25 protein-coding genes and 1 pseudogene are annotated in these 20,067 nt (G+C 41.8%); 18 read left to right on the forward strand and 8 right to left on the reverse strand.

Annotated elements, in window-relative coordinates:
- The first annotated feature begins 6 nt into the window (after positions 1-6).
- The gene (locus AN393_RS20520; protein ID WP_235575950.1) at positions 7-558 is read left to right on the forward strand and encodes a tetratricopeptide repeat protein; all 552 of its coding nucleotides are present in this window, start codon (positions 7-9) and stop codon (positions 556-558) included.
- A 113-nt stretch (positions 559-671) separates the two neighbouring features.
- Here AN393_RS20520 and serA read toward each other — a convergent pair whose 3' ends face one another.
- From serA to metK, 5 genes are all read right to left on the reverse strand, one after another.
- Positions 672-1,901, reverse strand: a complete 1,230-nt coding sequence (gene serA / locus AN393_RS03605; RefSeq protein ID WP_055016904.1) for a phosphoglycerate dehydrogenase — start codon at positions 1,899-1,901, stop codon at positions 672-674.
- A 9-nt stretch (positions 1,902-1,910) separates the two neighbouring features.
- Positions 1,911-2,564, reverse strand: coding sequence for a ribose-5-phosphate isomerase RpiA (gene rpiA / locus AN393_RS03610; protein WP_055016905.1), 654 nt, complete (start codon positions 2,562-2,564; stop codon positions 1,911-1,913).
- A 37-nt stretch (positions 2,565-2,601) separates the two neighbouring features.
- Positions 2,602-3,198: a 5-formyltetrahydrofolate cyclo-ligase gene (locus AN393_RS03615; RefSeq protein ID WP_055016906.1), complete on the reverse strand. Its 597-nt coding sequence runs from the start codon at positions 3,196-3,198 to the stop codon at positions 2,602-2,604.
- Positions 3,199-3,217: 19 nt separating this feature from the next.
- Positions 3,218-3,760, reverse strand: coding sequence for a hypothetical protein (locus AN393_RS03620; protein ID WP_055017346.1), 543 nt, complete (start codon positions 3,758-3,760; stop codon positions 3,218-3,220).
- Between the two features lie 147 nt (positions 3,761-3,907).
- Complete coding sequence (metK, locus tag AN393_RS03625) at positions 3,908-5,059, reverse strand: methionine adenosyltransferase (protein ID WP_004586168.1); 1,152 nt, start codon at positions 5,057-5,059, stop codon at positions 3,908-3,910.
- A 304-nt stretch (positions 5,060-5,363) separates the two neighbouring features.
- Between metK and tkt the strand changes: the two genes are divergently transcribed.
- From tkt to AN393_RS03665, 9 genes and pseudogenes are all read left to right on the forward strand, one after another.
- The gene (gene tkt / locus AN393_RS03630) at positions 5,364-7,355 is read left to right on the forward strand and encodes a transketolase (protein ID WP_055017347.1); all 1,992 of its coding nucleotides are present in this window, start codon (positions 5,364-5,366) and stop codon (positions 7,353-7,355) included.
- A gap of 290 nt (positions 7,356-7,645) precedes the next feature.
- Complete coding sequence (locus AN393_RS03635) at positions 7,646-7,960, forward strand: pyrimidine/purine nucleoside phosphorylase (protein ID WP_055016910.1); 315 nt, start codon at positions 7,646-7,648, stop codon at positions 7,958-7,960.
- Between the two features lie 178 nt (positions 7,961-8,138).
- Positions 8,139-8,495 (forward strand): ribosome hibernation-promoting factor, HPF/YfiA family, encoded by a 357-nt coding sequence (gene hpf, locus AN393_RS03640; RefSeq protein WP_024033129.1) that lies wholly within the window; start codon positions 8,139-8,141, stop codon positions 8,493-8,495.
- A 142-nt stretch (positions 8,496-8,637) separates the two neighbouring features.
- The gene (locus AN393_RS03645) at positions 8,638-9,873 is read left to right on the forward strand and encodes an NRAMP family divalent metal transporter (RefSeq protein ID WP_055017348.1); all 1,236 of its coding nucleotides are present in this window, start codon (positions 8,638-8,640) and stop codon (positions 9,871-9,873) included.
- 101 nt (positions 9,874-9,974) lie between these two features.
- Entirely contained in the window at positions 9,975-10,199 is a 225-nt protein-coding gene (locus tag AN393_RS20700) for a hypothetical protein (protein WP_327077722.1), read from the forward strand.
- Entirely contained in the window at positions 10,153-10,392 is a 240-nt protein-coding gene (locus AN393_RS20705) for a GNAT family N-acetyltransferase (RefSeq protein WP_327077723.1), read from the forward strand. Before AN393_RS20700 ends, AN393_RS20705 begins: the two co-directional genes overlap by 47 nt.
- 458 nt (positions 10,393-10,850) lie before the next feature.
- Positions 10,851-11,069 carry a hypothetical protein gene (locus AN393_RS03655; protein ID WP_055017349.1) on the forward strand — a complete coding sequence of 73 codons (219 nt, stop codon included), beginning with the start codon at positions 10,851-10,853 and terminating at the stop codon, positions 11,067-11,069.
- 1 nt (position 11,070) lies between these two features.
- A complete protein-coding gene (locus tag AN393_RS03660; protein ID WP_055017350.1) occupies positions 11,071-11,442 on the forward strand; it encodes a hypothetical protein in 372 nt (123 codons plus the stop codon).
- 60 nt (positions 11,443-11,502) lie between these two features.
- A pseudogene (locus AN393_RS03665) lies at positions 11,503-11,817 on the forward strand (helix-turn-helix domain-containing protein).
- Between the two features lie 745 nt (positions 11,818-12,562).
- Here the strand turns inward: AN393_RS03665 and AN393_RS03675 are convergent.
- From AN393_RS03675 to AN393_RS03685, 3 genes are read right to left on the reverse strand one after another with little or no spacing between them, the layout of a single operon-like run.
- Positions 12,563-13,750, reverse strand: a complete 1,188-nt coding sequence (locus tag AN393_RS03675; RefSeq protein WP_055017352.1) for a VWA domain-containing protein — start codon at positions 13,748-13,750, stop codon at positions 12,563-12,565.
- 1 nt (position 13,751) lies between these two features.
- Complete coding sequence (locus tag AN393_RS03680; protein ID WP_055017353.1) at positions 13,752-14,600, reverse strand: MoxR family ATPase; 849 nt, start codon at positions 14,598-14,600, stop codon at positions 13,752-13,754.
- Between the two features lie 53 nt (positions 14,601-14,653).
- Complete coding sequence (locus AN393_RS03685; protein ID WP_055017354.1) at positions 14,654-14,893, reverse strand: DUF1653 domain-containing protein; 240 nt, start codon at positions 14,891-14,893, stop codon at positions 14,654-14,656.
- Between the two features lie 60 nt (positions 14,894-14,953).
- Between AN393_RS03685 and AN393_RS03690 the strand changes: the two genes are divergently transcribed.
- The 8 genes from AN393_RS03690 (at position 14,954) to AN393_RS03725 (ending at position 20,061) form a co-directional block, all read left to right on the forward strand.
- Positions 14,954-15,433 (forward strand): DUF2947 domain-containing protein, encoded by a 480-nt coding sequence (locus tag AN393_RS03690; protein WP_055015417.1) that lies wholly within the window; start codon positions 14,954-14,956, stop codon positions 15,431-15,433.
- Positions 15,434-15,508: 75 nt separating this feature from the next.
- The gene (locus AN393_RS03695; RefSeq protein ID WP_055015409.1) at positions 15,509-16,138 is read left to right on the forward strand and encodes a hypothetical protein; all 630 of its coding nucleotides are present in this window, start codon (positions 15,509-15,511) and stop codon (positions 16,136-16,138) included.
- Between the two features lie 31 nt (positions 16,139-16,169).
- Complete coding sequence (gene ftsB, locus AN393_RS03700; RefSeq protein ID WP_055015408.1) at positions 16,170-16,457, forward strand: cell division protein FtsB; 288 nt, start codon at positions 16,170-16,172, stop codon at positions 16,455-16,457.
- Positions 16,447-17,148 (forward strand): 2-C-methyl-D-erythritol 4-phosphate cytidylyltransferase, encoded by a 702-nt coding sequence (gene ispD / locus AN393_RS03705; protein WP_055015407.1) that lies wholly within the window; start codon positions 16,447-16,449, stop codon positions 17,146-17,148. The genes ftsB and ispD overlap by 11 nt, the downstream gene beginning before the upstream one ends.
- A complete protein-coding gene (gene ispF, locus AN393_RS03710; RefSeq protein WP_055017355.1) occupies positions 17,145-17,642 on the forward strand; it encodes a 2-C-methyl-D-erythritol 2,4-cyclodiphosphate synthase in 498 nt (165 codons plus the stop codon). The genes ispD and ispF overlap by 4 nt, the downstream gene beginning before the upstream one ends.
- Positions 17,639-18,685 (forward strand): tRNA pseudouridine(13) synthase TruD, encoded by a 1,047-nt coding sequence (truD, locus tag AN393_RS03715; RefSeq protein WP_055017356.1) that lies wholly within the window; start codon positions 17,639-17,641, stop codon positions 18,683-18,685. Before ispF ends, truD begins: the two co-directional genes overlap by 4 nt.
- Complete coding sequence (gene surE / locus AN393_RS03720) at positions 18,669-19,433, forward strand: 5'/3'-nucleotidase SurE (RefSeq protein WP_055017357.1); 765 nt, start codon at positions 18,669-18,671, stop codon at positions 19,431-19,433. Before truD ends, surE begins: the two co-directional genes overlap by 17 nt.
- Positions 19,423-20,061 (forward strand): protein-L-isoaspartate(D-aspartate) O-methyltransferase, encoded by a 639-nt coding sequence (locus AN393_RS03725; RefSeq protein ID WP_055015403.1) that lies wholly within the window; start codon positions 19,423-19,425, stop codon positions 20,059-20,061. The genes surE and AN393_RS03725 overlap by 11 nt, the downstream gene beginning before the upstream one ends.
- Positions 20,062-20,067 lie beyond the last annotated feature (6 nt).

A 20,067-nucleotide genomic window follows, 5' to 3' on the forward strand; every position in this document is an offset into this window, starting at 1 on the left:
ATAATGATGATTGAAGGCCAAGGTGGTGAAGTTAATAAAAGCCTTGGCTTTACAAACTTACGACATGCCGCTAAAAAGTTACCTAAAGCAAATTATTATATTGCAGCATATACGCTAGCTAATAACCCGACAAAAGATGATGCTTTAGAAGCAAAAGAAAAGCTAGAACTGGCAGCAAATAAGGGCTATGTGAGGGCTAATTTTTTACTAGCTAAAGTGTATGAATCAGCAATTTTAGGTCAATCCAATAAAGAAAAAGCAGTTAAGCATTATAAAAAGGCGGCTATAAAAGACCCAAGGGCAAAACTAAAGCTTGCCGCTTTAGGCATTGATTTACCAAGAGAGCCTGAAAATAAAGATATTGAGCGAATAACCGTTGTTAGAGAAAAGCAAACAATGGGTAATTTTATAACTAATATAAAAAATATGCCTAGTATGCGAACCGCCGTATCGAGTCGTATTAAAGGAGGTAAATGCGAGGATAGCATCAGCTGTGAAAGTATAAGTGGTTATGAAAATTTGAAACTGTTTAAGCAAGGCGCTACTCAAGGTTTATAATGGGCACCTAGGTAAATACGTTGAAATGAGAGCCTAAAGTTAAGTTAGCTTTAAAATAAAAACACCGTATTTATTTTAAACACGGTGTTTATTTATTTTTTACACTTCACCTTTTAGTGAAGAATACGCGCTCTAATTGTACCTTCTACTGCACTTAGCTCTTTAAGCGCAACTTCTGATTGATCGGTATCTACGTCAATAACTACATAACCAATTGATTCATCAGTTTGTAAGTACTGAGCGGCAATATTAATACCGTGCTGGGCAAACGCTTGGTTAATTTGCGTAAGTACACCTGGGCGGTTGTGGTGTACATGCAATAAGCGGCTACGGTTAGCAAGCTCTGGCAGCGAAACCTCAGGGAAGTTAACAGCCGTAATAGTTGAGCCATTATCTGAGTATTTAGCTAATTTACCGGCTACTTCAATACCAATGTTTTCTTGCGCTTCTTGGGTTGAACCACCAATGTGCGGCGTTAATATAACGTTGTCGAATTCGCGCAGTGGCGATACAAATTCTTCTTCGTTAGATTTTGGCTCAACAGGGAATACATCAATAGCAGCGCCGCTTAGCTTTTTCTCGCTAAGTGCTTCGGCAAGTGCATCAATATCCACTACAGTACCGCGTGAAGCGTTAATTAGTATTGAGCCCTGCTTCATTACGGCAAGCTCAGCAGTGCCAATCAGGTTTTTAGTTTGCGGTGTTTCTGGTACGTGTAAACTAATAATATCAGCGCGCTGTAAAAGCTGTGTTAGGTTATGAATTTGCGTGGCATTACCTAAAGATAGCTTATCTTCAATATCGTAATATTCTACGGTCATACCAATGTTTTCAGCCATAATACCAAGCTGCGTACCAATGTGGCCGTAGCCAATAATCCCGAGTGTTTTACCGCGAGCTTCAAATGAGCCGGTTGCCGTTTTTAACCAGCCGCCACGGTGTGCTGCTGCATTACGCTGTGGAATACCACGTAATAACAAGAGTATTTCGCCAAGTACCAGCTCTGCGACAGAGCGTGTGTTTGAAAACGGTGCGTTAAATACCGCAATACCGCGCTCGCGCGCTGCGTTTAAGTCAACTTGGTTAGTACCAATACAAAAGCAGCCAATGGCTACTAGCTTTTCAGCTGAGTCTAAAACGGCTTGATTAATATGAGTACGAGAACGAAGCCCTACAAAGTGCACATCTTTAATACGCTCTTTAAGTTCGTCCTCAGGTAGCGATGTTTTTACGTAATCGATGTTGCTGTAACCATTACGTTTAAGCGTTTCTACAGCGCTTTGGTGAACACCTTCAAGCAAGAGAATTTTAATTTTGTCTTTTGCTAACGATACCTTACTCATAACCTCATCCTATTTAATTTGTGGCCCATTTTTAGTGCCGATAATTACTTTATCAGCACCGCGCATCGCAAATAGGCCGTTGGTAACTACGCCAACAATTGAATTAATTTGTGTTTCAAGTTGTTTGGCATTACTAATACTTAAATTGTGTACATCTAAAATAACGTTACCGTTATCGGTTACTACGCCTTGGCGGTAAACAGGGTCGCCACCAAGTTTTAATAATTCACGCGCTACGTAGCTGCGTGCCATGGGTATAACTTCTACCGGAAGTGGGAAGTCGCCCAATGTATCTACTAATTTTGTGTCATCAACAATACACACAAACTGTTTTGCAACGGCTGCGACTATTTTTTCGCGGGTAAGTGCTGCGCCGCCGCCTTTGATCATTTCGTTATGGGCATTAATTTCATCTGCACCGTCTACGTATACATCAAGCGCATCTACATCGTTTAGCTCAAACACTTCAATACCTAATGCTTGTAGGCGCGCTGTTGAAGCCTCAGAGCTAGATACCGCCCCCGTTATGGTGTCTTTTACTGTGCCTAGGGCATCAATAAAATGATTTACGGTAGAGCCTGTGCCTACACCAACAATGGTGTTTTCTTTTACAAACTCGAGTGCAGCCCACGCAGCTGCTTTTTTTAATTCGTCTTGCGTCATTGTCATGCTCATATTTCAAATGTGTAGTGGGTGTATATTACCAGTGATAAATTTTATCAGGAGTAATAATGGTTTTAAGTGGAACATCCCACGATTCAATTGGCAGTGCATCTACTTTTTGGCAGCTGTGTGCTAGGCCAATAAGTTGCGGTTTTTGCCAATTGTATGCGTGTAATTGCGCCAGTGTTTTATCGTAAAATCCACCCCCCATTCCTAATCGGTTACCTTGATTATCAAATGCAACAAGTGGCATCAGTAAGTAATCTAAATCAGTTAATGGGCATATTTGAGAGCAGTTCAGCTTAGGCTCCAAGATACCATAGCGATTTGCTCTCATGGGTGAGTTTTTTTCATAGCGTTGAAATAGCAAAGTAGCCCCATTAAATGGGTGTATAACGGGTAAATAAAGAGCATGGCCTTGTCGCCATAACTCATTAATTAACAGCGATGTATCTAACTCTCCATCGTTACTAAAGTAAATGGCTATCTGTTTTTTCGAGGCTGTTTTCTCGCTATTTAGCTGTTGAGTAAAATTCAACTTTAGCTGTGCAGCGGCTTTTTCTTGCTGTTTTTTTGATAGATTATTGCGTAATTGGCGAATAGATTGGCGTATGTGTGTACGTTTATTGCTCATTGTAATTACGCACCTTCGATTAAATAGACACTAAATCAGGAAAAGCTAAGTAAACAGCAAGCACAATCAGTAGTAAAACGGCGGTGGCAATCAGTGAATATAACAAAATATTGCTACGCGCTTTAACAGGTTCATCGAGCTGCTCGTCAAGCATTAGATCATCTTCTTGCCACTCATCGCTTTCGTCTGCAGGGCTTTTTAGCTCATTGGTTGGAAGCCTTTGCTCTAGCTCTTCTAGCTTTTCTTCTAGGCGGATCAGGCTGCTTGTTATGTAATCGAGGGCATCAAAAATCCGTTCATCACGCTGACTAGCTGCACTAGGGTTTTGAGGAGGCTGCTCACCTGTGGCTTGTAACTTACTTTTAATGCCTAAACTTGCGAGTAATTTGGCTTGCTTTAGGGCTTTGTCTTTATTGCTTGGTGCAAAGAGTGGTTTGCCGTTAAAAAACTGAGTTACTTTATCTTCAGACGTTTTTAGTTTATTTGCTAAATTAACGCAGGCAGTTTTAGTCTCAGTGCCCTCAGCGAGCCCTACAAACATAACGCGAAAATTATTGGCCATTTACTTATCCCTTAAGCTTTTATTATGCAAAGAGTATATACCTAAAACAGTAAGTAATTCGAGGGCTCGCTAAAACTCATTATTAACTTTTGCTTTAGATATAAAAACGGCCCTTAAAAGGGCCGTTTTTAATTAATGTGTTTTGGCTTAAAGGCCTGCAGCTGCGCGAAGTGCGTCTGCTTTATCTGTGCGTTCCCATGGGAATTCGTCACGACCAAAGTGACCGTATGCCGCTGTTGGTTGGTAAATTGGGCGCTCTAAATCAAGCATTTGAATTAAGCCGTAAGGGCGTAGGTCAAAGTGCTCGCGAATCAGTTCGATTAAGCGACCTTCTTCAAGCTTGCTTGTACCAAAGGTTTCAACGCTGATAGAAGTAGGCTCTGCAACACCAATTGCGTAAGATACTTGCAGCTCACACTTATCAGCAAGGCCTGCAGCCACTACGTTTTTAGCTACGTAGCGTGCAGCATATGCTGCTGAGCGGTCAACTTTTGATGGATCTTTACCAGAGAAAGCACCACCACCGTGACGTGCCATACCGCCGTATGTATCTACAATGATTTTACGACCTGTTAAACCACAGTCGCCCATAGGCCCGCCAATTACAAAACGACCCGTTGGGTTAATGAAAAATTTAGTCGCGCTTGTAATAAGCTCGGCAGGAAGTACCGGCTTAATGATGGTTTCCATCACGGCTTCTACTAAATCATTTTGCGAGATTTCTTCAGCGTGCTGAGTAGAAAGTACAACTGCATCAATACCTACTGGCTTGCCGTTTTCGTATGCAAAAGTTACTTGCGATTTTGCATCTGGGCGTAACCAATTAAGCTCGCCGCTTTTACGTACTTGGGCTTGGCGCTGTACTAAACGGTGTGAGTAAGTAATTGGCGCAGGCATCAGTACTTCTGTTTCGTTACATGCGTAACCAAACATTAGGCCTTGGTCGCCAGCACCTTGTTCTTCAGGGCTAGTACGGTCAACACCTTGGTTAATATCAGGAGACTGCTTACCAATGGTGTTTAAAATAGCACACGAGTCTGCATCGAAACCCATGTCTGAATGCGTGTAGCCAATTTCACGTACTGTTTTACGTGTGATTTCTTCAATATCAACCCATGCGCTAGTAGTGATTTCACCACCAACCATAACCATACCGGTTTTTACGTAAGTTTCGCACGCAACACGGGCATGAGAGTCTTGCTCTAGGATAGCATCAAGTACCGCATCAGAGATTTGATCGGCGATTTTATCCGGATGACCTTCAGAAACAGATTCAGAAGTAAATAAATGTTTTGCCATTGTATTTCTGCTCACAAATATTGCGCTTCACAAACGTCGGTATTAGCGCTAAAAAATTAAGGGGCGTATTTTATCTAAAACGAAACTGCTTGCATAGTGTTTTTACGCCTAGACGTCTAAATAAAATGAGTAATCACTTTTTGGTCTTAAAAAATATTCATAATAGCCCATTTTTATGGGGTTTTTAATTGCACACAGCACCCACATTAAGTAAGAATGGTTGCTATAACAGCTCTTAATTTACTTAAGGGTAAAAACGAGCACATTAGTACCCGCGCAAATACACATAAAGGTAGGAGAATTCATGCCATCTCGCAAAGAACTTGCAAATGCTATTCGCGTCTTGTCAATGGACGCAGTACAAAAGGCCAAATCTGGTCACCCTGGAGCCCCTATGGGCATGGCCGATATCGCAGAAGTATTATGGCGCGATTATCTAAAGCATAATCCAACTAATCCAGAGTGGGCTGACCGTGACAGATTTATTCTTTCAAACGGCCACGGTTCAATGCTTATTTATTCTCTGCTGCACCTAAGTGGTTACGACTTACCAATTGATGAAATTAAAAACTTCCGTCAAATGCATTCAAAAACACCTGGCCACCCAGAGTACGGTTACGCGCCAGGTATCGAAACCACTACGGGCCCATTAGGTCAGGGGATCACAAACGCGGTTGGTATGGCACTTGCTGAAAAAGCATTGGCTGCACAATTTAACCGTGAAGGTCACGACATTGTTGATCATTACACCTATGCATTTATGGGTGATGGTTGTTTAATGGAAGGTATTTCTCATGAAGCATGTTCACTTGCGGGCACCTTAGGCCTAGGCAAGTTAGTTGCTTTTTGGGATGACAATGGCATTTCAATCGATGGTGAAGTAGAAGGTTGGTTTAGCGACGATACACCAGCACGTTTTAAAGCGTATGGCTGGCACGTAATTAGTGGCGTAGATGGCCACGATAGCGACGCAATCAGTGCTGCAATAGCTGAAGCTAAAAGTGTTACCGATAAACCAACGCTTATTTGTTGTAAAACAGTGATTGGTTATGGCTCGCCTAACAAGTCGGGTAGCCACGATTGTCACGGCGCACCTTTAGGTGATGACGAAATTACAGCATCTCGCGAATTTTTAGGTTGGACTGGCGAGGCATTCGAAATTCCTGAAGATATTTACGCACAGTGGGATGGAAAAGCTAAAGGGCAACAGCTTGAATCAAGCTGGGACGAAAAGTTTGCAGCGTACGCAGATGCGTACCCAGAGCTAGCAGCAGAATTTAAACGTCGTACAGCTGGCGATTTACCTGCTGATTGGGCACAAAAATCACAAGAGTACATAGAGCAGTTACAAGCAAACCCTGCAAATCCAGCATCGCGTAAAGCATCACAAAATGCATTAAACGCCTTTGGCCCAATTTTACCAGAATTCATGGGTGGCTCAGCCGACTTAGCTGGCTCAAATTTAACAATTTGGGATGGCTCTAAAGGATTAACTGCAGACGATGCAAGTGGTAACTACGTTTATTACGGTGTACGTGAGTTTGGTATGTCGGCAATTATGAACGGTATTGCCCTTCATAAAGGCTTTATTCCTTACGGTGCTACTTTCTTAATGTTTATGGAATATGCGCGTAACGCTGTACGTATGGCTGCACTAATGAAGCAACCAAGCATTTTTGTATACACACATGATTCAATCGGTTTAGGTGAAGACGGTCCAACTCACCAACCGGTAGAGCAAATTGCTAGCATGCGTTTAACGCCAAACTTATACAACTGGCGCCCGTGTGACCAAGTTGAGTCGGCAATTGCATGGCAACAAGCTATAGAGCGTAAAGATGGCCCTACATCACTTATCTTTACTCGCCAAGGCCTTGAGCAACAATCGCGTGACGCTCAGCAATTAGCAGATGTTAAAAAGGGCGGGTACATCCTTAGCTGTGACGGCAACCCTGAGCTAATTATTATTGCTACAGGTTCTGAGGTACAACTAGCGCAAGACTCAGCAAAAGAACTACGCAGCCAAGGTAAAAAGGTACGTGTTGTCTCTATGCCGTGTACTGATGCGTTTGAAGAGCAAAGCGCCGAATACAAAGAAAGCGTACTACCGTCAGCCGTTACACGCCGCTTAGCAGTAGAAGCAGGTATTGCTGATTACTGGTACAAGTACGTAGGCCTAAATGGCGCAGTAGTAGGTATGACGACCTTTGGTGAGTCTGCACCAGCAAATGAGCTGTTTGAGTTCTTTGGCTTTACAGTAGAAAACATTGTAAATAAAGCAAACGCCTTGTTTTAATCAATTGATTTAATATTTAAAAGCCCGCCCTGTGTAAATCAGGGCGGGCTTTTTTGTTTGATCAAATATGAAGAGGTGCTGCTAAAAATGCAAGCAGCCTAACACCTACTTTGGAAGCTCATATTCAAACTTTTGCTATAAGTTGCCACGTAAAAAGCGCAGCGGCTGGTATCTAAAAACGCAGCTTTAAAACCGCAAATGAGTAACTTTCAATGTACATTCCTTGCAAGGCTAAGGCCTATCAGGCAAGGTGGTGGCCGATTAAATAAAATAATACAACAGGAGTGAGGATGTCTCAGTTTGAAAATGTAAGCGTAATTAAAAAAGCGAACGTGTATTTTGACGGCAAAGTATCAAGCCGTACCGTGGTATTTAACGATGGCACAACTAAAACGCTAGGTTTTATGCAACCGGGCGAATTTGTATTTGATACCAGTAAAAAAGAATTAATGGAGCTTTTAGGTGGCCAGTGGGAGATTTTATTACCAGGCGAGAGTGAGTGGAAAACATTTACCGCGGGTGAATCATTTAACGTTGATGCCAATGTTAGCTTTAAAGTAAAAGTAAGTGAGTTTGCTGACTATTGCTGTTCGTACACAGACTAAACGCTTAAGGCTAGACGTCTGAAAGCCCATAGTTTATGGGCTTTGCATAAACTTTGCACAATGTATGATTTAAATCAGTTTGAGTAACAAATTAATTTTAAAAAACAGTGCTTTTTCCTTGTGTTAATCTAAATAGCCCCCAATACTATTTATGAGGTAACAAATAAAAGGATACCCTATGAAAATTAATCTTTCTGGTCACCATGTAGACGTTACTAACTCTATTAGAGAGCATATCAACGAAAAATTTTCAAAAATCGAGAGCCACTTTCCATCACTTATTGCACTCGACATTATATTGTCTAAAGAGCATCACAAAATCCAAGCAGAAATTAGCACAAATTACGAAGGTGCGCGTATATCGGTAAAAGGGGAAAACGAAGTTATGTACCCTGCGATTGCCAGCGCAGCTAAAAAACTCGATGCAGCACTAAAACATCGAAAAGGGCAAATAAAAGCAAATTTACACGAAAAGCCTGTAAGCACAACGCCAGAAATAGCGCATGAGATCATCCAAGAGATGGAGCTAAAATAACCTTTAGTCCCAAAGTACTATAAAAAAGAGCCTTATGGCTCTTTTTTATTGCCTTGATTTTAGGTAAGTTGTTCTCTCTTTATGTTTTTTAATTATAAAACTTAATCTTTTGTATATATAACACACACATATTGAGAAATTAATGCAGCAAACACACACTTCTTGGAAATCTCGATTGGGCGCCTTAGGCCCTGGTATCTTAATGGCAACCGCCGCAATAGGTGGCTCCCATTTGGTTGCATCCACTCAAGCTGGCGCATTATTTGGCTGGCAACTATTTTGGCTTATATTGGCGGTTAACGTATTAAAATACCCATTTTTCCGTTTTGGTATGGAATACACATTAGTAACTAAAAACAGCTTAGTAGAAGGCTATAAAAATAAAGGCCCTGTCTATTTTTATAGTTTTATAGCGCTAAACATACTTGCTGCCATAGTAAATACTGCTGGTGTATTGCTGCTCACAGCAAGTTTACTGCATTATGCATTGCCTGTAGTGATAGAGGTAACCCTGCTGTGTTGGATATTGCTCGGTGTGTGCTTAGCTATATTATTGTTAGGGCACTTTAAAGCGCTCGACAGCGTTGCTAAAGGCATTATGGGGCTATTAACGCTTGCTACTGTTATTGCGCTGGTTATTGCGTTTAGTAATGGCCCAATGGCGCCCGCTGACTATGTGGGTCCTTCACCATACGAGCTGGCTATGCTGAGCTTTATGGTCGCGTTAATGGGCTGGATGCCGGCACCAATAGAAATATCAGCGCTTAGCTCGCTATGGCTTAAAGAAAAACAAGCTCAGCAAACAGTGACTAAAAGCCAAGGTTTATTCGATTTTAACGTAGGGTATTGGTTAACAGCGTGCTTAGCATTAGTATTTTTTAGCTTAGGAGTGCTGGTGCAATATGGGCAAAGCAGCAATATAGAGCTTGGCGGTGTTGCCTTTGCTAAGCAGCTTATTGATATGTACGCACTGACTATTGGCGAGTGGGCAAGGCCGCTTGTATCGGCTATTGCCTTTTTGTGTATGTTTGGCACAACACTTACTGTACTTGACGGCTACGCACGCACTCTTAACGAATCACATAAATTACTTGGTTTTAAGCAATCTAAACACAGTTTAAATAGTTGGCTTGTACTGCAAGCACTAGCAGGCATGGCCGTTATTTTATTTTTTAAATCGGCCCTTGGCCCCATGCTTACCTTTGCCATGACACTAGCCTTTGTAACCACCCCCGTTTTTGCATGGCTTAACTTTAGCCTTGTACGCTCAGAACCCACTATTAAGCACAGCGTATTACTACGCAGCTTAACGTGGCTAGGGCTAGTGTATTTAGTGGGTTTTGCTGTTGCGTTTGTAGTGTGGAAACTAGCAGCATAGATTAAATTGACAGTTGGTAAGGAAGCTTTCACTCCCTTACTAAATTTGAAGACGTTGATTCACACAGCTGGGTGGCGCTTTAAAAGTAATTAAGGATAATAATGGTTTATAAAGTTGAATTTAAAGCCCCAGCACTGGATGAATTTGCTAACTTACGCACACAAGTAAAGTGGCAAAATCCTAACGATGAAGTATTAAAAGCAAGCATAGAAAACTCACTGTTTTGGATCACTGTATACGACACTTATAAGTTGATAGGCACTGGGAGAGTGATTGGTGATGGCGCAATGTATTTTTTATATTCAAGATATAATTGTTGCGCCTAGTTATCAAAAACAAGGTATTGGTCGTTTAGTAATGACCCACATTGAAAACTACTTAACCAACACTTGTTCTAATGGCGCTACAGTAGGTTTATTAAGTGCTCACGGTAAAGAAAGCTTTTATACACATTATGGTTATGTAAAACGCGATGGCGATGTTTTAGGGCTAGGAATGTGTAAGTTTATTAGCAGGTAATAATAAATATTGCTCAATTTTTTTATATTTCCCATTAACTCTGTAAGTCAGATTGTTCTAGTTAATTCATCATTTTTTTTGATGGCGTGGCTTCGCCACTTATCCGACCTACGTTAAAGGTAGGTTGGTTAAGCCAAAGGTGCCACCCAACAACGTTATAGGTTCACGCCTGAAGCTCCAATGCTAGCGCTGAGCTGAGCTGAGGTAAATTAATATCTAACTCAGCTCTTTTATCGCGTTACTTATTCCATTTAAACTCAGCGGGTACATGCGGTTGTTCATTAACTGTGTAATCAATGCTATTTAGAGTCAACAGATTAATGTTAAGTGGCTATTATTTTGTAGTAAGTTAGTAAGTGATTTGATAAGTTAGCCGGGTAAAGATATTAATATGCATGTTATGAAACGGCATACTATTAGGTTTTATTATTTGATGTTTAATCTACAAGGAAGAAACCATGAAATTTGATATGGCAATTACAGACAACTTCGCATCATTTTATGATGAAAAAGAAGGAAGTCATATTTTCATAGATAGTTTTGATAATGAAAATTTTGAAGTGAGAGTAGGAAGCTTAGAAGATTCGAAGCCCGTTGGTAATGTAGTTGCTTTTACTGATGTTGAACTGAATTCGAAATTATTGGAGTTATATAATAAGCACATTGGAGGTGCATAAAATGATTACTGAAGCTGAAATATCTGCATTAGAAAGTTCGGTCAATGAAATACTCCGTAAACACAATATGTCATTTAAAATGTCAAAACACTTTGTCAAAGACAGGATGAATGACTCTCGTAACACCCCAATGATTATGATTGCTGAACTAAACAGTATATTCAACCGTTTAACCGCGAGACATAAAGAGAATATTTTAAATCTTAAGCACAATAGTACATTTAATATTCGGTGCACAATCTCACATATTAATATGCCGTGCGCTGTAAATAAGATTCAAAGCCATTCTGGTGAGCATCATGAGAACATTGTAATTACAGTAATGAGAAAAGCTGAATGGAAATCAAAGGACTCTGCAGAGTTCTTAATTTAACTATAAATAATAAAATAGAGACTCTAAAAACTAAAACTTGAGTTTTTAGAGTCTGGCGCAATGAGCAAACGTGATTTATTTTCAGAATTAACGACAGCACTTGATGATGCTAAAGCACATTCACAAGGAAAGCTTACGTTACGTACTCATGCGGTAAATGATATTAACGATCTTGCTATCTCACCCGATGAAATAGTAAATAATAGAGAAACATTTAATATGTCGCGCGGTGTATTTGCAAACATTTTACATACCTCAGCAAGAACGCTCGAAAACTAAGAACAAGGGCGCAGCGCACCGAATGGCCAAGCGATAACATTGTTAAAGCTTGTGCAGCGTCATCCTGAAACATTGAACCATATAGCTGAGTTGTAGGCCTCTAGCTACTCTTTTTTCTATCATTCTAAGGGACTAAAATGAATGACACTAACTTTATAATACGTGTGCTAAAGTGGGCAACACTACAAGAAGAGTTTACTTTCTAGCAGCTATGTAAAGCTGTCCTGCTAAGTGAAAAAGAGCAGGAGCAGTTAAAACGGTTAATTCATGATAAATCACTTTTGTTTCACTCACACACATCATTCTATAGTTCGGTAGCCAGACCTGGGTCGGATATTAAATTATTTGCAAGCGCAGAAGATCACTTTAGATTTTTAGAGTATGTAGAGCTTAATGAAGCTAGGGAATCAGCAAAAGATGCAAATAGAAAAGCTTTATTTGCGATTTGGATAGCTATTTTATCTACGGTCGTATCGATTTTTCTATCTATACTGTCAATTGAATCGGATTTAAATATACCGGATAAGCTATATTCAACCATAAATAAAACAAATAAAAGTGTTGTGGGAGAGCTCACCGAAATTAAGAATGATAATCACGAGCTAAAGAAAAAGTTAATCTCGAATTCTGTTTGTTTAATTAATACTGACCCTACCTATAAATAACGCGGTACATCGGCTTGTTTCTAGTTCATTCATAATATGTTGTCGGATGGCGTGGCTTCGCCACTTATCCGACCTACGTCAAAGGTAGGTTGGTTAAGCCGAAGGCGCCACCCAACAAAGTTCTGGATTCACGCCTGAAGCTCCGCTGCTAGCGCTGAGCCGAGGTAAATTAATATCTAACTCAGCTCTTTTATTGCGCTACTTATGCCATCCAAACTCAGCGGGTACATTCTGTTATCCATCAGCTGCTTTATAAAATCAATTGATTGATAGTACGGCCAGTGTTCAACCGGTTGTGGATTGAGCCATGCGACTTTATCAAAGTGGTTGGTTATACGTTGCAACCAAGCACTGCCGGGCTCTTCGTTGTAATGCTCTACCGAGCCGCCCGGGTAGGCTATTTCGTAAGGACCCATAGTGGCATCGCCAACAAATATTACTTTATAGTCGCTGGTAAATTTATTAATCAGCGTCATGGTGTCGATGATGTTTGAATGGCGGCGCGCGTTGTCTTGCCAAACGTGCTCGTATAAACAGTTATGAAAGTAGTAAAACTCTAAATGTTTAAACTCGCTGTGGGCGGCGCTAAATAGCTCTTCGCAGGTATGAATGTAGTCATCCATTGAGCCGCCAATATCAAATAGCATTAATACTTTTACGGCATTATGGCGCTCGGGTGCCATTTTTACATCTAACATGCCGCCTTGTTTGGCGGTTGCACGAATAGTCTCGTTTAAATCAAGGGTATCGCTTGCGCCAGTGCGGGCAAATTTACGCAGCTTTTTAAGGGCGAGCTTTATTGTACGTGAGCCAATTTCTCTGTCGGAGTCTAAATTGCGGTATTCGCGTTTATCCCACACTTTTACCGCTTGGCGATTGCGGTTACCGTCTTGCCCTATACGCACGCCTTCTGGGTTATAGCCGTAGGCACCAAAAGGCGATGTGCCGCCAGTGCCCACCCATTTATTGCCACCTGCGTGGCGTTTTTGTTGCTCTTGTAAACGCTCTTTTAGGGTTTTCATAAGCTCGTCAAGCCCACCCATGGCTTTTAGCTGGGCTTTTTCTTCATCGCTTAGGTGTTTTTCAAACTCTTTGCGTAGCCAATCTTCAGGTAAGTTGTGTTGTTTCTTTAAACTCTCGAGCAAATCAAGGTCGGCAATGCCGCTAAAGTAATCACTAAAGGCTTTGTCGAACCTGTCAAAATGGGTTTCGTCTTTTACCATTATGGTGCGGGCTAAATGGTAAAAGCCATCTACGTCGGCAAATATAACGCCTTTTTTTAAGGCGTTTATTAAATCGAGTAGTTCGCGCAGACTTACCGGTAAGCGGTATTCACGCAGTTTGAAGAAAAACGCAATCAACATATTAACGGCGGCTCATAAAGGCTAATTTTTCGATTAGGCTTATGTCTTGCTCGTTTTTAAGTAAAGCGCCAAACATTGGCATTAAGCCGCCTTTTTGGGTTTTGTCGTGTAGTGTTTTTGCGTCTATGTCTTCTGCCATTAAAAGCTTTAACCAATCGAGTAACTCACTGGTAGAGGGCTTCTTTTTAAGGCCGTTGGCTTCACGTAAGTTAAAAAATACTTCGAGTGCTTGGCGTACTAAATCTTGTTTAACATTAGGGTAGTGTACATCAACAATTTGCTGCATTTCCTCGCTGCTAGGAAAATCAATATAGTGAAAAAAGCAGCGGCGTAAAAAGGCATCTGGTAGTTCTTTTTCATTGTTTGAAGTGATGATCACAATAGGGCGCTCTTTCGCTACAATGCGCTCGTTAGTTTCGTAAACGTGAAACTCCATCTTATCAAGCTCTAGTAGTAAATCGTTTGGAAACTCGATGTCGGCTTTGTCTATTTCATCAATTAAAAGTACAGGGCGTTTGCCGTTAAGCTCGGCATAGTTAAACGCTTGCCACAATTTACCTTTTACAATGTAGTTGCCAATGTTGTGTACGCGTTCGTCACCTAATTGGCTGTCGCGTAGGCGCGATACGGCATCGTATTCGTATAAACCTTGTTGCGCTTTGGTGGTTGATTTAATGTGCCACTGAATAAGTTCGGTATCTAAGCTTTTTGCAAGCTCCTCAGCCAGCATGGTTTTACCCGTGCCTGGTTCACCTTTAATTAATAATGGTTTTTCGAGCATAATGGCGGCATTTACAGCCTGTTTTAGTGAGCTGCTTGCGATGTAATTGTCGGTAGAATTAAATTGCACGGGTTACCCTTATCTGGTCTGAGCAGTATTAAATGTGGTTTATAATGCCATAGTTAATCTGCAGGTCCAAGGTATGCAAAACGAGGTATGGTTTCGCCATCTTTTTCAACGGCTTCTAAAAACATACTTAGTGGGCGTGCCCACATGCCGTACTCGCCATACAGGGCTTGGTATATAACTAGTCGCTCGTCGGTTTCACTGTGTTTAGCTACGTAAAATACTTTGTATTGCGGCCCTTTGTAGTGCTGATATATGCCAGGTTTGAGGGAAAGCGGTTTTATTGCTGTAGTCATGTTTTGATCTCTTGTATAATTGCGTTTGCTTTTTATTATGCCAAAGAATACACCAACATTATGAATTATATTTCTCTCGATGATCACAAAAAGGCCTGGGTTTTTCGTCATAAAGACCTCCCTGTATCTGATGAAGACGCTGCGCGTATAAAACCCATGACCAGCGAACGTGCTGCGGTGCTTTGGAGCACTATGGTGAGTCGCGAGTTCGACCACCCCGATTTTTTTGATAAAACCGATTGGTGCGGTAAAGAAGAAAGTTTTAGCGATGAAGTAAACTGGGAAGAGGCCTGGGAAAATGGCGATGAAAGCTTACCACAAGCCATATTGGCTCATTTAGATTGGCAGGCTAATACCACTGTTTATTTTTGTATGGCGCGCGATAACGTTATCGAAACCACTTTTGATGTATTTAAACGCAATTGGCAAAACTTTATGTTTTTAGCCGATGGCAGTTTATTAATTGGTAAAAAGCGCAATACAGTGGTGCAATTTTTAGAAAGCGGCATTGCTAAGTTAGGTGAAAAGCCAAGCGCTTAAATTGCTAGGCGCGCTTAAAAAATAGCCGTTATTGTGCTATAAAACAGCTACCTAATTGTTTTTTGAGTATAACTATTGGTAGCGAAGAGTCAGCCACTTGCCGCGCAGCAGCAAGAAATATGGCAAAGTGATGCGCAAAAAGTGCTGTATGCACAATTGTGCAATGCGTTTTATCAGCGAGAGGTGCAGCGCCTAGTTGCTGAGCCTAATGCCGATAAACTACGCCGCCAACTTAAAAGCTTACCGTATTACATAGAGCGGGCGGCGACGTTGGTTGCCAATGGGAGTTCGCCGTTTACGCTCGACTCACAAAATGGCTCATGGCTTGAAAAACAAAAGCCAACGCCACCAGAGGTTAACGCTCAAGCAAATGAACTTTTTTATAAAGAATATGCCAAAGTGGGGCTAATAGTGCCGGTGTTATTAAATAGCCATGACCAAGTGAAGCTAAGAATAGACAGCATAGATCAAGTAAGCGACAATAAACTGCATTGCAACGAACTAGGTTGGTTCGATTTTTTTGGCAAGGGTCTAGAGCATGCAAATGCGCAGTTGGTAAAACCCAGTAAAATGAGTTTAACAGCCGCGTGTTGTGGGCATCAGTGGCAATTTTCAAAACGCTGCGCACCTAGGCTACTTTCACTGCGAGAAATGCTATTAGCGGGTAATATTAATTGGCGTAATATAAAACGTCCACGAGCCTAATTTTATTTAAAAAACGAATAGGGAGTGTTAAATGCGGTTGTTTCAGCTTGGCCTGTTGTGCTTAGCACTGTTTATACAATACCGACTTTGGTTTGGTCATAACGGTGTGCAAGATTATACGCGTTTAAAAGCGGCCGTTGTTTCTCATCAACAAACAAACGAAAAACTAATTAAGCGCAATAAAGTACTTACCGCCGACATAGAAGATTTAAAGCTTGGCCAAGAAGGCATAGAAGAGCGCGCTCGTAACGAATTAGGAATGATTAAACCGGATGAAACATTTATACGTGTTTTACCGGGTAAACAACATGAAAATTAATACTACAATTGCTGCCATCGTCCCTGCTGCCGGCGTGGGTAGCAGAATGCAGCACAGCGCACCTAAGCAGTATATTAAATTGGCAGGAAAAACTATTTTAGAACATACGCTTTGTAAGCTTTCGCAGCTTCAAAGTTTAAGCCAAATAGTGGTCGCCGTGAGCCAAACAGACCCTTATTTTGACACGCTTCCATGTATAGACTCTCGCATCTTGCGCGCTAACGGCGGACAAGAGCGTGCTGATTCAGTGCTTAATAGCTTATTATTTTTAGAAAATAACCCTCCTGAATGGGTGTTGGTGCACGACGCGGCCCGCCCACTTGTCACTATTAACGATATTGAAACCTTAATAGCGCATTGTATAGCCGACGACGAAGGCGGTATTTTAGCAAGCAAAGTGAAAGACACCATCAAACGCGGTAGCACGCATAGTGAGCAAACCGTGCCTCGTAATGATTTATGGCAAGCCCTTACGCCACAGTTTTTTAAATATGACGAGCTAAAAAATGCGTTGCAGCATGCGCTTGGTGAGGGCGTAACAATTACCGATGAAGCCAGTGCCATTGAGTGGGCAAGCAAGCCCGTTAAACTAATTTCAGGGCGCAGCGATAATATTAAAATAACCACGCCAGAGGATTTAGATCTGGCGGGGTTTTTATTAAACAAACAACAAAACGAGCAAGCATTATGATTCGAATTGGCCATGGTTTTGACGTACATAAATTTGGCGGCGAAGGCCCAATAACAATTTGCGGCGAAAAAATAGATTACCCGCAGGGTTTTTTAGCACACTCTGATGGCGATGTTGCTATTCATGCATTATGCGATGCTATTTTAGGCGCGTTGGCGATGGGCGATATTGGTAAGCATTTTCCGGATACGGCGAGCGAGTATGAAAATATCGACAGCCGTATTTTACTTCGCCATGTTGTAGGCCTTGCTAAAGAACAAGGTTATGTATTGGGTAACGGCGATGTCACTATTGTTGCACAGGCGCCAAAAATGCTGCCGCACATCCACGCTATGCGCACTAATTTAGCCAGCGATTTAAATTGCGAACTTAGCCAAATTAACGTTAAAGCCACCACCACCGAAAAGCTTGGGTTTGAAGGGCGCAAAGAAGGTATTTCTAGCCATGCGGTGGTTATTATGAATAAAGCGCTTACGAGTACCACCAACGCATGAGCGATTTAAACTATTTATACGGCGCACCGCTTTCTAAAGCAGACTTTAAAACCACTGCTGAAGATTTTATGGTTGATGAAGACCTCGGTATAGAGTTTACCGGCAGTGGTGAGCATGTATGCTTGCAAGTGGTTAAAAAAGGCGAAAACACGCAATACGTTGCTAAGTTAATTGCACAAAAGGCTGGAGTGTCGCCGCGTGAAGTAAGCTATGCCGGCATGAAAGACCGCCACGGCGTGTGTAGCCAATGGTTTAGCGTAAAAGTGCCCATTAAAAAGCATATTGATTTTAGCGAGCTAAATAGCGACAGCATTTTTGTGGTTTCGCAACAGCGCCACGAGCGCAAGTTACGCACTGGTTGCCATAAAGGAAACCGATTCACTATTACCCTTCGTAATGTTACCGAGCCGCTTGATATATTATGTCGTATTAATGCCGCGCGTGCTGGTGTGCCTAACTACTTTGGCGAACAACGATTTGGTCGCGATGGGCATAATTTAGTAATGGCCGAAAAAATGTTTGCCGGGGAGCGTATTCGCGATAAAAAACTTCGCGGTATTATTATTTCCGCCGCCCGTTCTCATGTATTCAATCAAATAGTGAGCTTGCGTGTTAAAGAGCATGGCTTAGCAAAAACCATGCACCGTGAAGTATTTATGCTCAGCGGTAGTAACGCATTTTTTGAAGATGCAATAAGCGATGAAAACATAGCACGTTTAGCCTCTGGCGATATTATGATGTCGGCCCCTATGGTGGGAAAAAGTGAAAAAGGTTTAACTGAACAAGAAAAAATATGGTTAAAACCGTACCAAGCATGGTGTGAAGGCTTAGGCGAATTAGGCCTTAAAAATGAGCGCCGTATGCTGCGCCTCATTCCGCAAAATTTAACCATAGAAACACTAGACGAAACGACTTTAAAATTAAGCTTTGGATTGCCTAAAGGGTGTTTTGCTACCGCTCTTTTACGTGAGCTGGTGGATTACACCGATGCAAGCCCTAATGAGCGAAAAGAAAAGGACAGTCAAAATGAAGATACTGCTTAGTAACGACGATGGTGTAAATGCCAAAGGGATTGCGGTTTTATACCAAGCCCTTACGCAAATTGCCGATGTAACTCTTGTCGCTCCAGACCGCAACTGTAGTGGCGCCAGTAACTCGTTAACGCTCATCAACCCATTACGTTCAACCACCCTTGAAAACGGTTTTATATCTGTTAATGGCACGCCGACGGATTGTGTACATCTAGGGGTTAATCAGTTAGTTGATGAAACCCCAGATTTAGTAGTGGCAGGTATTAACCACGGTGCTAACTTGGGCGATGACACGCTTTATTCTGGTACTGTTGCAGCGGCAACTGAAGGGCGCCATTTGGGTTTACCAGCAATTGCTGTATCACTTTGCTCGCACCATGGTGAGCATTTTGAGACCGCAGCTGCTGTAACCGTAAACATAATTAAAGGGCTTGCCTCGCACCCACTGCCTAAAGATCAAATTATCAATGTTAATGTACCTGATGTTCCTTTAAGTGAATTAAAAGGCGTACAAGTAACACGATTAGGTGCTCGTCATAAAGCGGAAACCATGACCAAACAAACAGACCCATGGGGGCGCGATATTTTTTGGTATGGTTCGCTTGGTATTGAAAGTGATGCAGGTGAGGGTACTGATTTTTACGCTATTAATAATGGCTTTGCATCAGTAACGCCATTAAGTGTAGATATGACAGCAAAAGAGAGTATTGAAGCGGTAGGACAGTGGTTGGCTGAAATGGAGATAAACCGTGCTGGCTAATTACTCGCGCAGTGCTAATGCGCTTTCTAAGCTTTTAGAGCAAGAAGGGGTAGAAGACAAACAGGTATTAAAAGCCATTGCCGATATACCACGCCATGCTTTTATTGATGATGTGCTAAAGCACAAAGCATATGAAAACACGGCCTTGCCTATAGGACAAGGGCAAACTATTTCGCAACCTTATATTGTGGCGCGCATGACCGAGCTGCTTTATTTAGCGGGTGTGCGCGACAAAGTATTAGAAATTGGCACAGGCTCTGGTTATCAAACCGCGGTGTTAGCCAAATGTTTTAATAAAGTATTTTCGGTTGAGCGGATTAAAACGCTGCAATGGCAAGCTAAACGCCGTTTACATCAACTTGATTTATACAATGTAACCATGAAACATGGAGATGGTTGGCAAGGCTGGCAATCTCAAGCTCCGTTTGATGGTATTATAGTTACTGCCGCCGCTTCAAAAGTGCCTCAGGACTTGCTCGGGCAGTTAGCTGATGGTGGTGTATTGCTTGCCCCTATTGGAGAGCAAGAACAAAAATTAACCATGATTATTCGCCAAGGCAATGACTTCGCAGAGCATGTTATTGCACCCGTACGGTTTGTCCCCCTCGTCCCTGGTGATATTGAATAGGAATTC

Origin of the sequence: Pseudoalteromonas sp. P1-25 (assembly GCF_001401805.1) — a bacterium.
GTDB lineage: Bacteria > Pseudomonadota > Gammaproteobacteria > Enterobacterales > Alteromonadaceae > Pseudoalteromonas.

Excerpts from the sequence above, each read along its gene's own strand:
- AN393_RS20520 (WP_235575950.1), top strand. The coding sequence starts at position 7 with ATGATTGAAGGCCAAGGTGGTGAAGTTAATAAAAGCCTTGGCTTTACA.
- serA (WP_055016904.1), bottom strand. The coding sequence starts at position 1,901 with ATGAGTAAGGTATCGTTAGCAAAAGACAAAATTAAAATTCTCTTGCTT.
- rpiA (WP_055016905.1), bottom strand. The coding sequence starts at position 2,564 with ATGACGCAAGACGAATTAAAAAAAGCAGCTGCGTGGGCTGCACTCGAG.
- AN393_RS03615 (WP_055016906.1), bottom strand. The coding sequence starts at position 3,198 with ATGAGCAATAAACGTACACACATACGCCAATCTATTCGCCAATTACGC.
- AN393_RS03620 (WP_055017346.1), bottom strand. The coding sequence starts at position 3,760 with ATGGCCAATAATTTTCGCGTTATGTTTGTAGGGCTCGCTGAGGGCACT.
- metK (WP_004586168.1), bottom strand. The coding sequence starts at position 5,059 with ATGGCAAAACATTTATTTACTTCTGAATCTGTTTCTGAAGGTCATCCG.
- tkt (WP_055017347.1), top strand. The coding sequence starts at position 5,364 with ATGCCATCTCGCAAAGAACTTGCAAATGCTATTCGCGTCTTGTCAATG.
- AN393_RS03635 (WP_055016910.1), top strand. The coding sequence starts at position 7,646 with ATGTCTCAGTTTGAAAATGTAAGCGTAATTAAAAAAGCGAACGTGTAT.
- hpf (WP_024033129.1), top strand. The coding sequence starts at position 8,139 with ATGAAAATTAATCTTTCTGGTCACCATGTAGACGTTACTAACTCTATT.
- AN393_RS03645 (WP_055017348.1), top strand. The coding sequence starts at position 8,638 with ATGCAGCAAACACACACTTCTTGGAAATCTCGATTGGGCGCCTTAGGC.
- AN393_RS20700 (WP_327077722.1), top strand. The coding sequence starts at position 9,975 with ATGGTTTATAAAGTTGAATTTAAAGCCCCAGCACTGGATGAATTTGCT.
- AN393_RS20705 (WP_327077723.1), top strand. The coding sequence starts at position 10,153 with ATGGCGCAATGTATTTTTTATATTCAAGATATAATTGTTGCGCCTAGT.
- AN393_RS03655 (WP_055017349.1), top strand. The coding sequence starts at position 10,851 with ATGAAATTTGATATGGCAATTACAGACAACTTCGCATCATTTTATGAT.
- AN393_RS03660 (WP_055017350.1), top strand. The coding sequence starts at position 11,071 with ATGATTACTGAAGCTGAAATATCTGCATTAGAAAGTTCGGTCAATGAA.
- AN393_RS03675 (WP_055017352.1), bottom strand. The coding sequence starts at position 13,750 with ATGTTGATTGCGTTTTTCTTCAAACTGCGTGAATACCGCTTACCGGTA.
- AN393_RS03685 (WP_055017354.1), bottom strand. The coding sequence starts at position 14,893 with ATGACTACAGCAATAAAACCGCTTTCCCTCAAACCTGGCATATATCAG.
- AN393_RS03690 (WP_055015417.1), top strand. The coding sequence starts at position 14,954 with ATGAATTATATTTCTCTCGATGATCACAAAAAGGCCTGGGTTTTTCGT.
- ftsB (WP_055015408.1), top strand. The coding sequence starts at position 16,170 with ATGCGGTTGTTTCAGCTTGGCCTGTTGTGCTTAGCACTGTTTATACAA.
- ispD (WP_055015407.1), top strand. The coding sequence starts at position 16,447 with ATGAAAATTAATACTACAATTGCTGCCATCGTCCCTGCTGCCGGCGTG.
- ispF (WP_055017355.1), top strand. The coding sequence starts at position 17,145 with ATGATTCGAATTGGCCATGGTTTTGACGTACATAAATTTGGCGGCGAA.
- truD (WP_055017356.1), top strand. The coding sequence starts at position 17,639 with ATGAGCGATTTAAACTATTTATACGGCGCACCGCTTTCTAAAGCAGAC.
- surE (WP_055017357.1), top strand. The coding sequence starts at position 18,669 with ATGAAGATACTGCTTAGTAACGACGATGGTGTAAATGCCAAAGGGATT.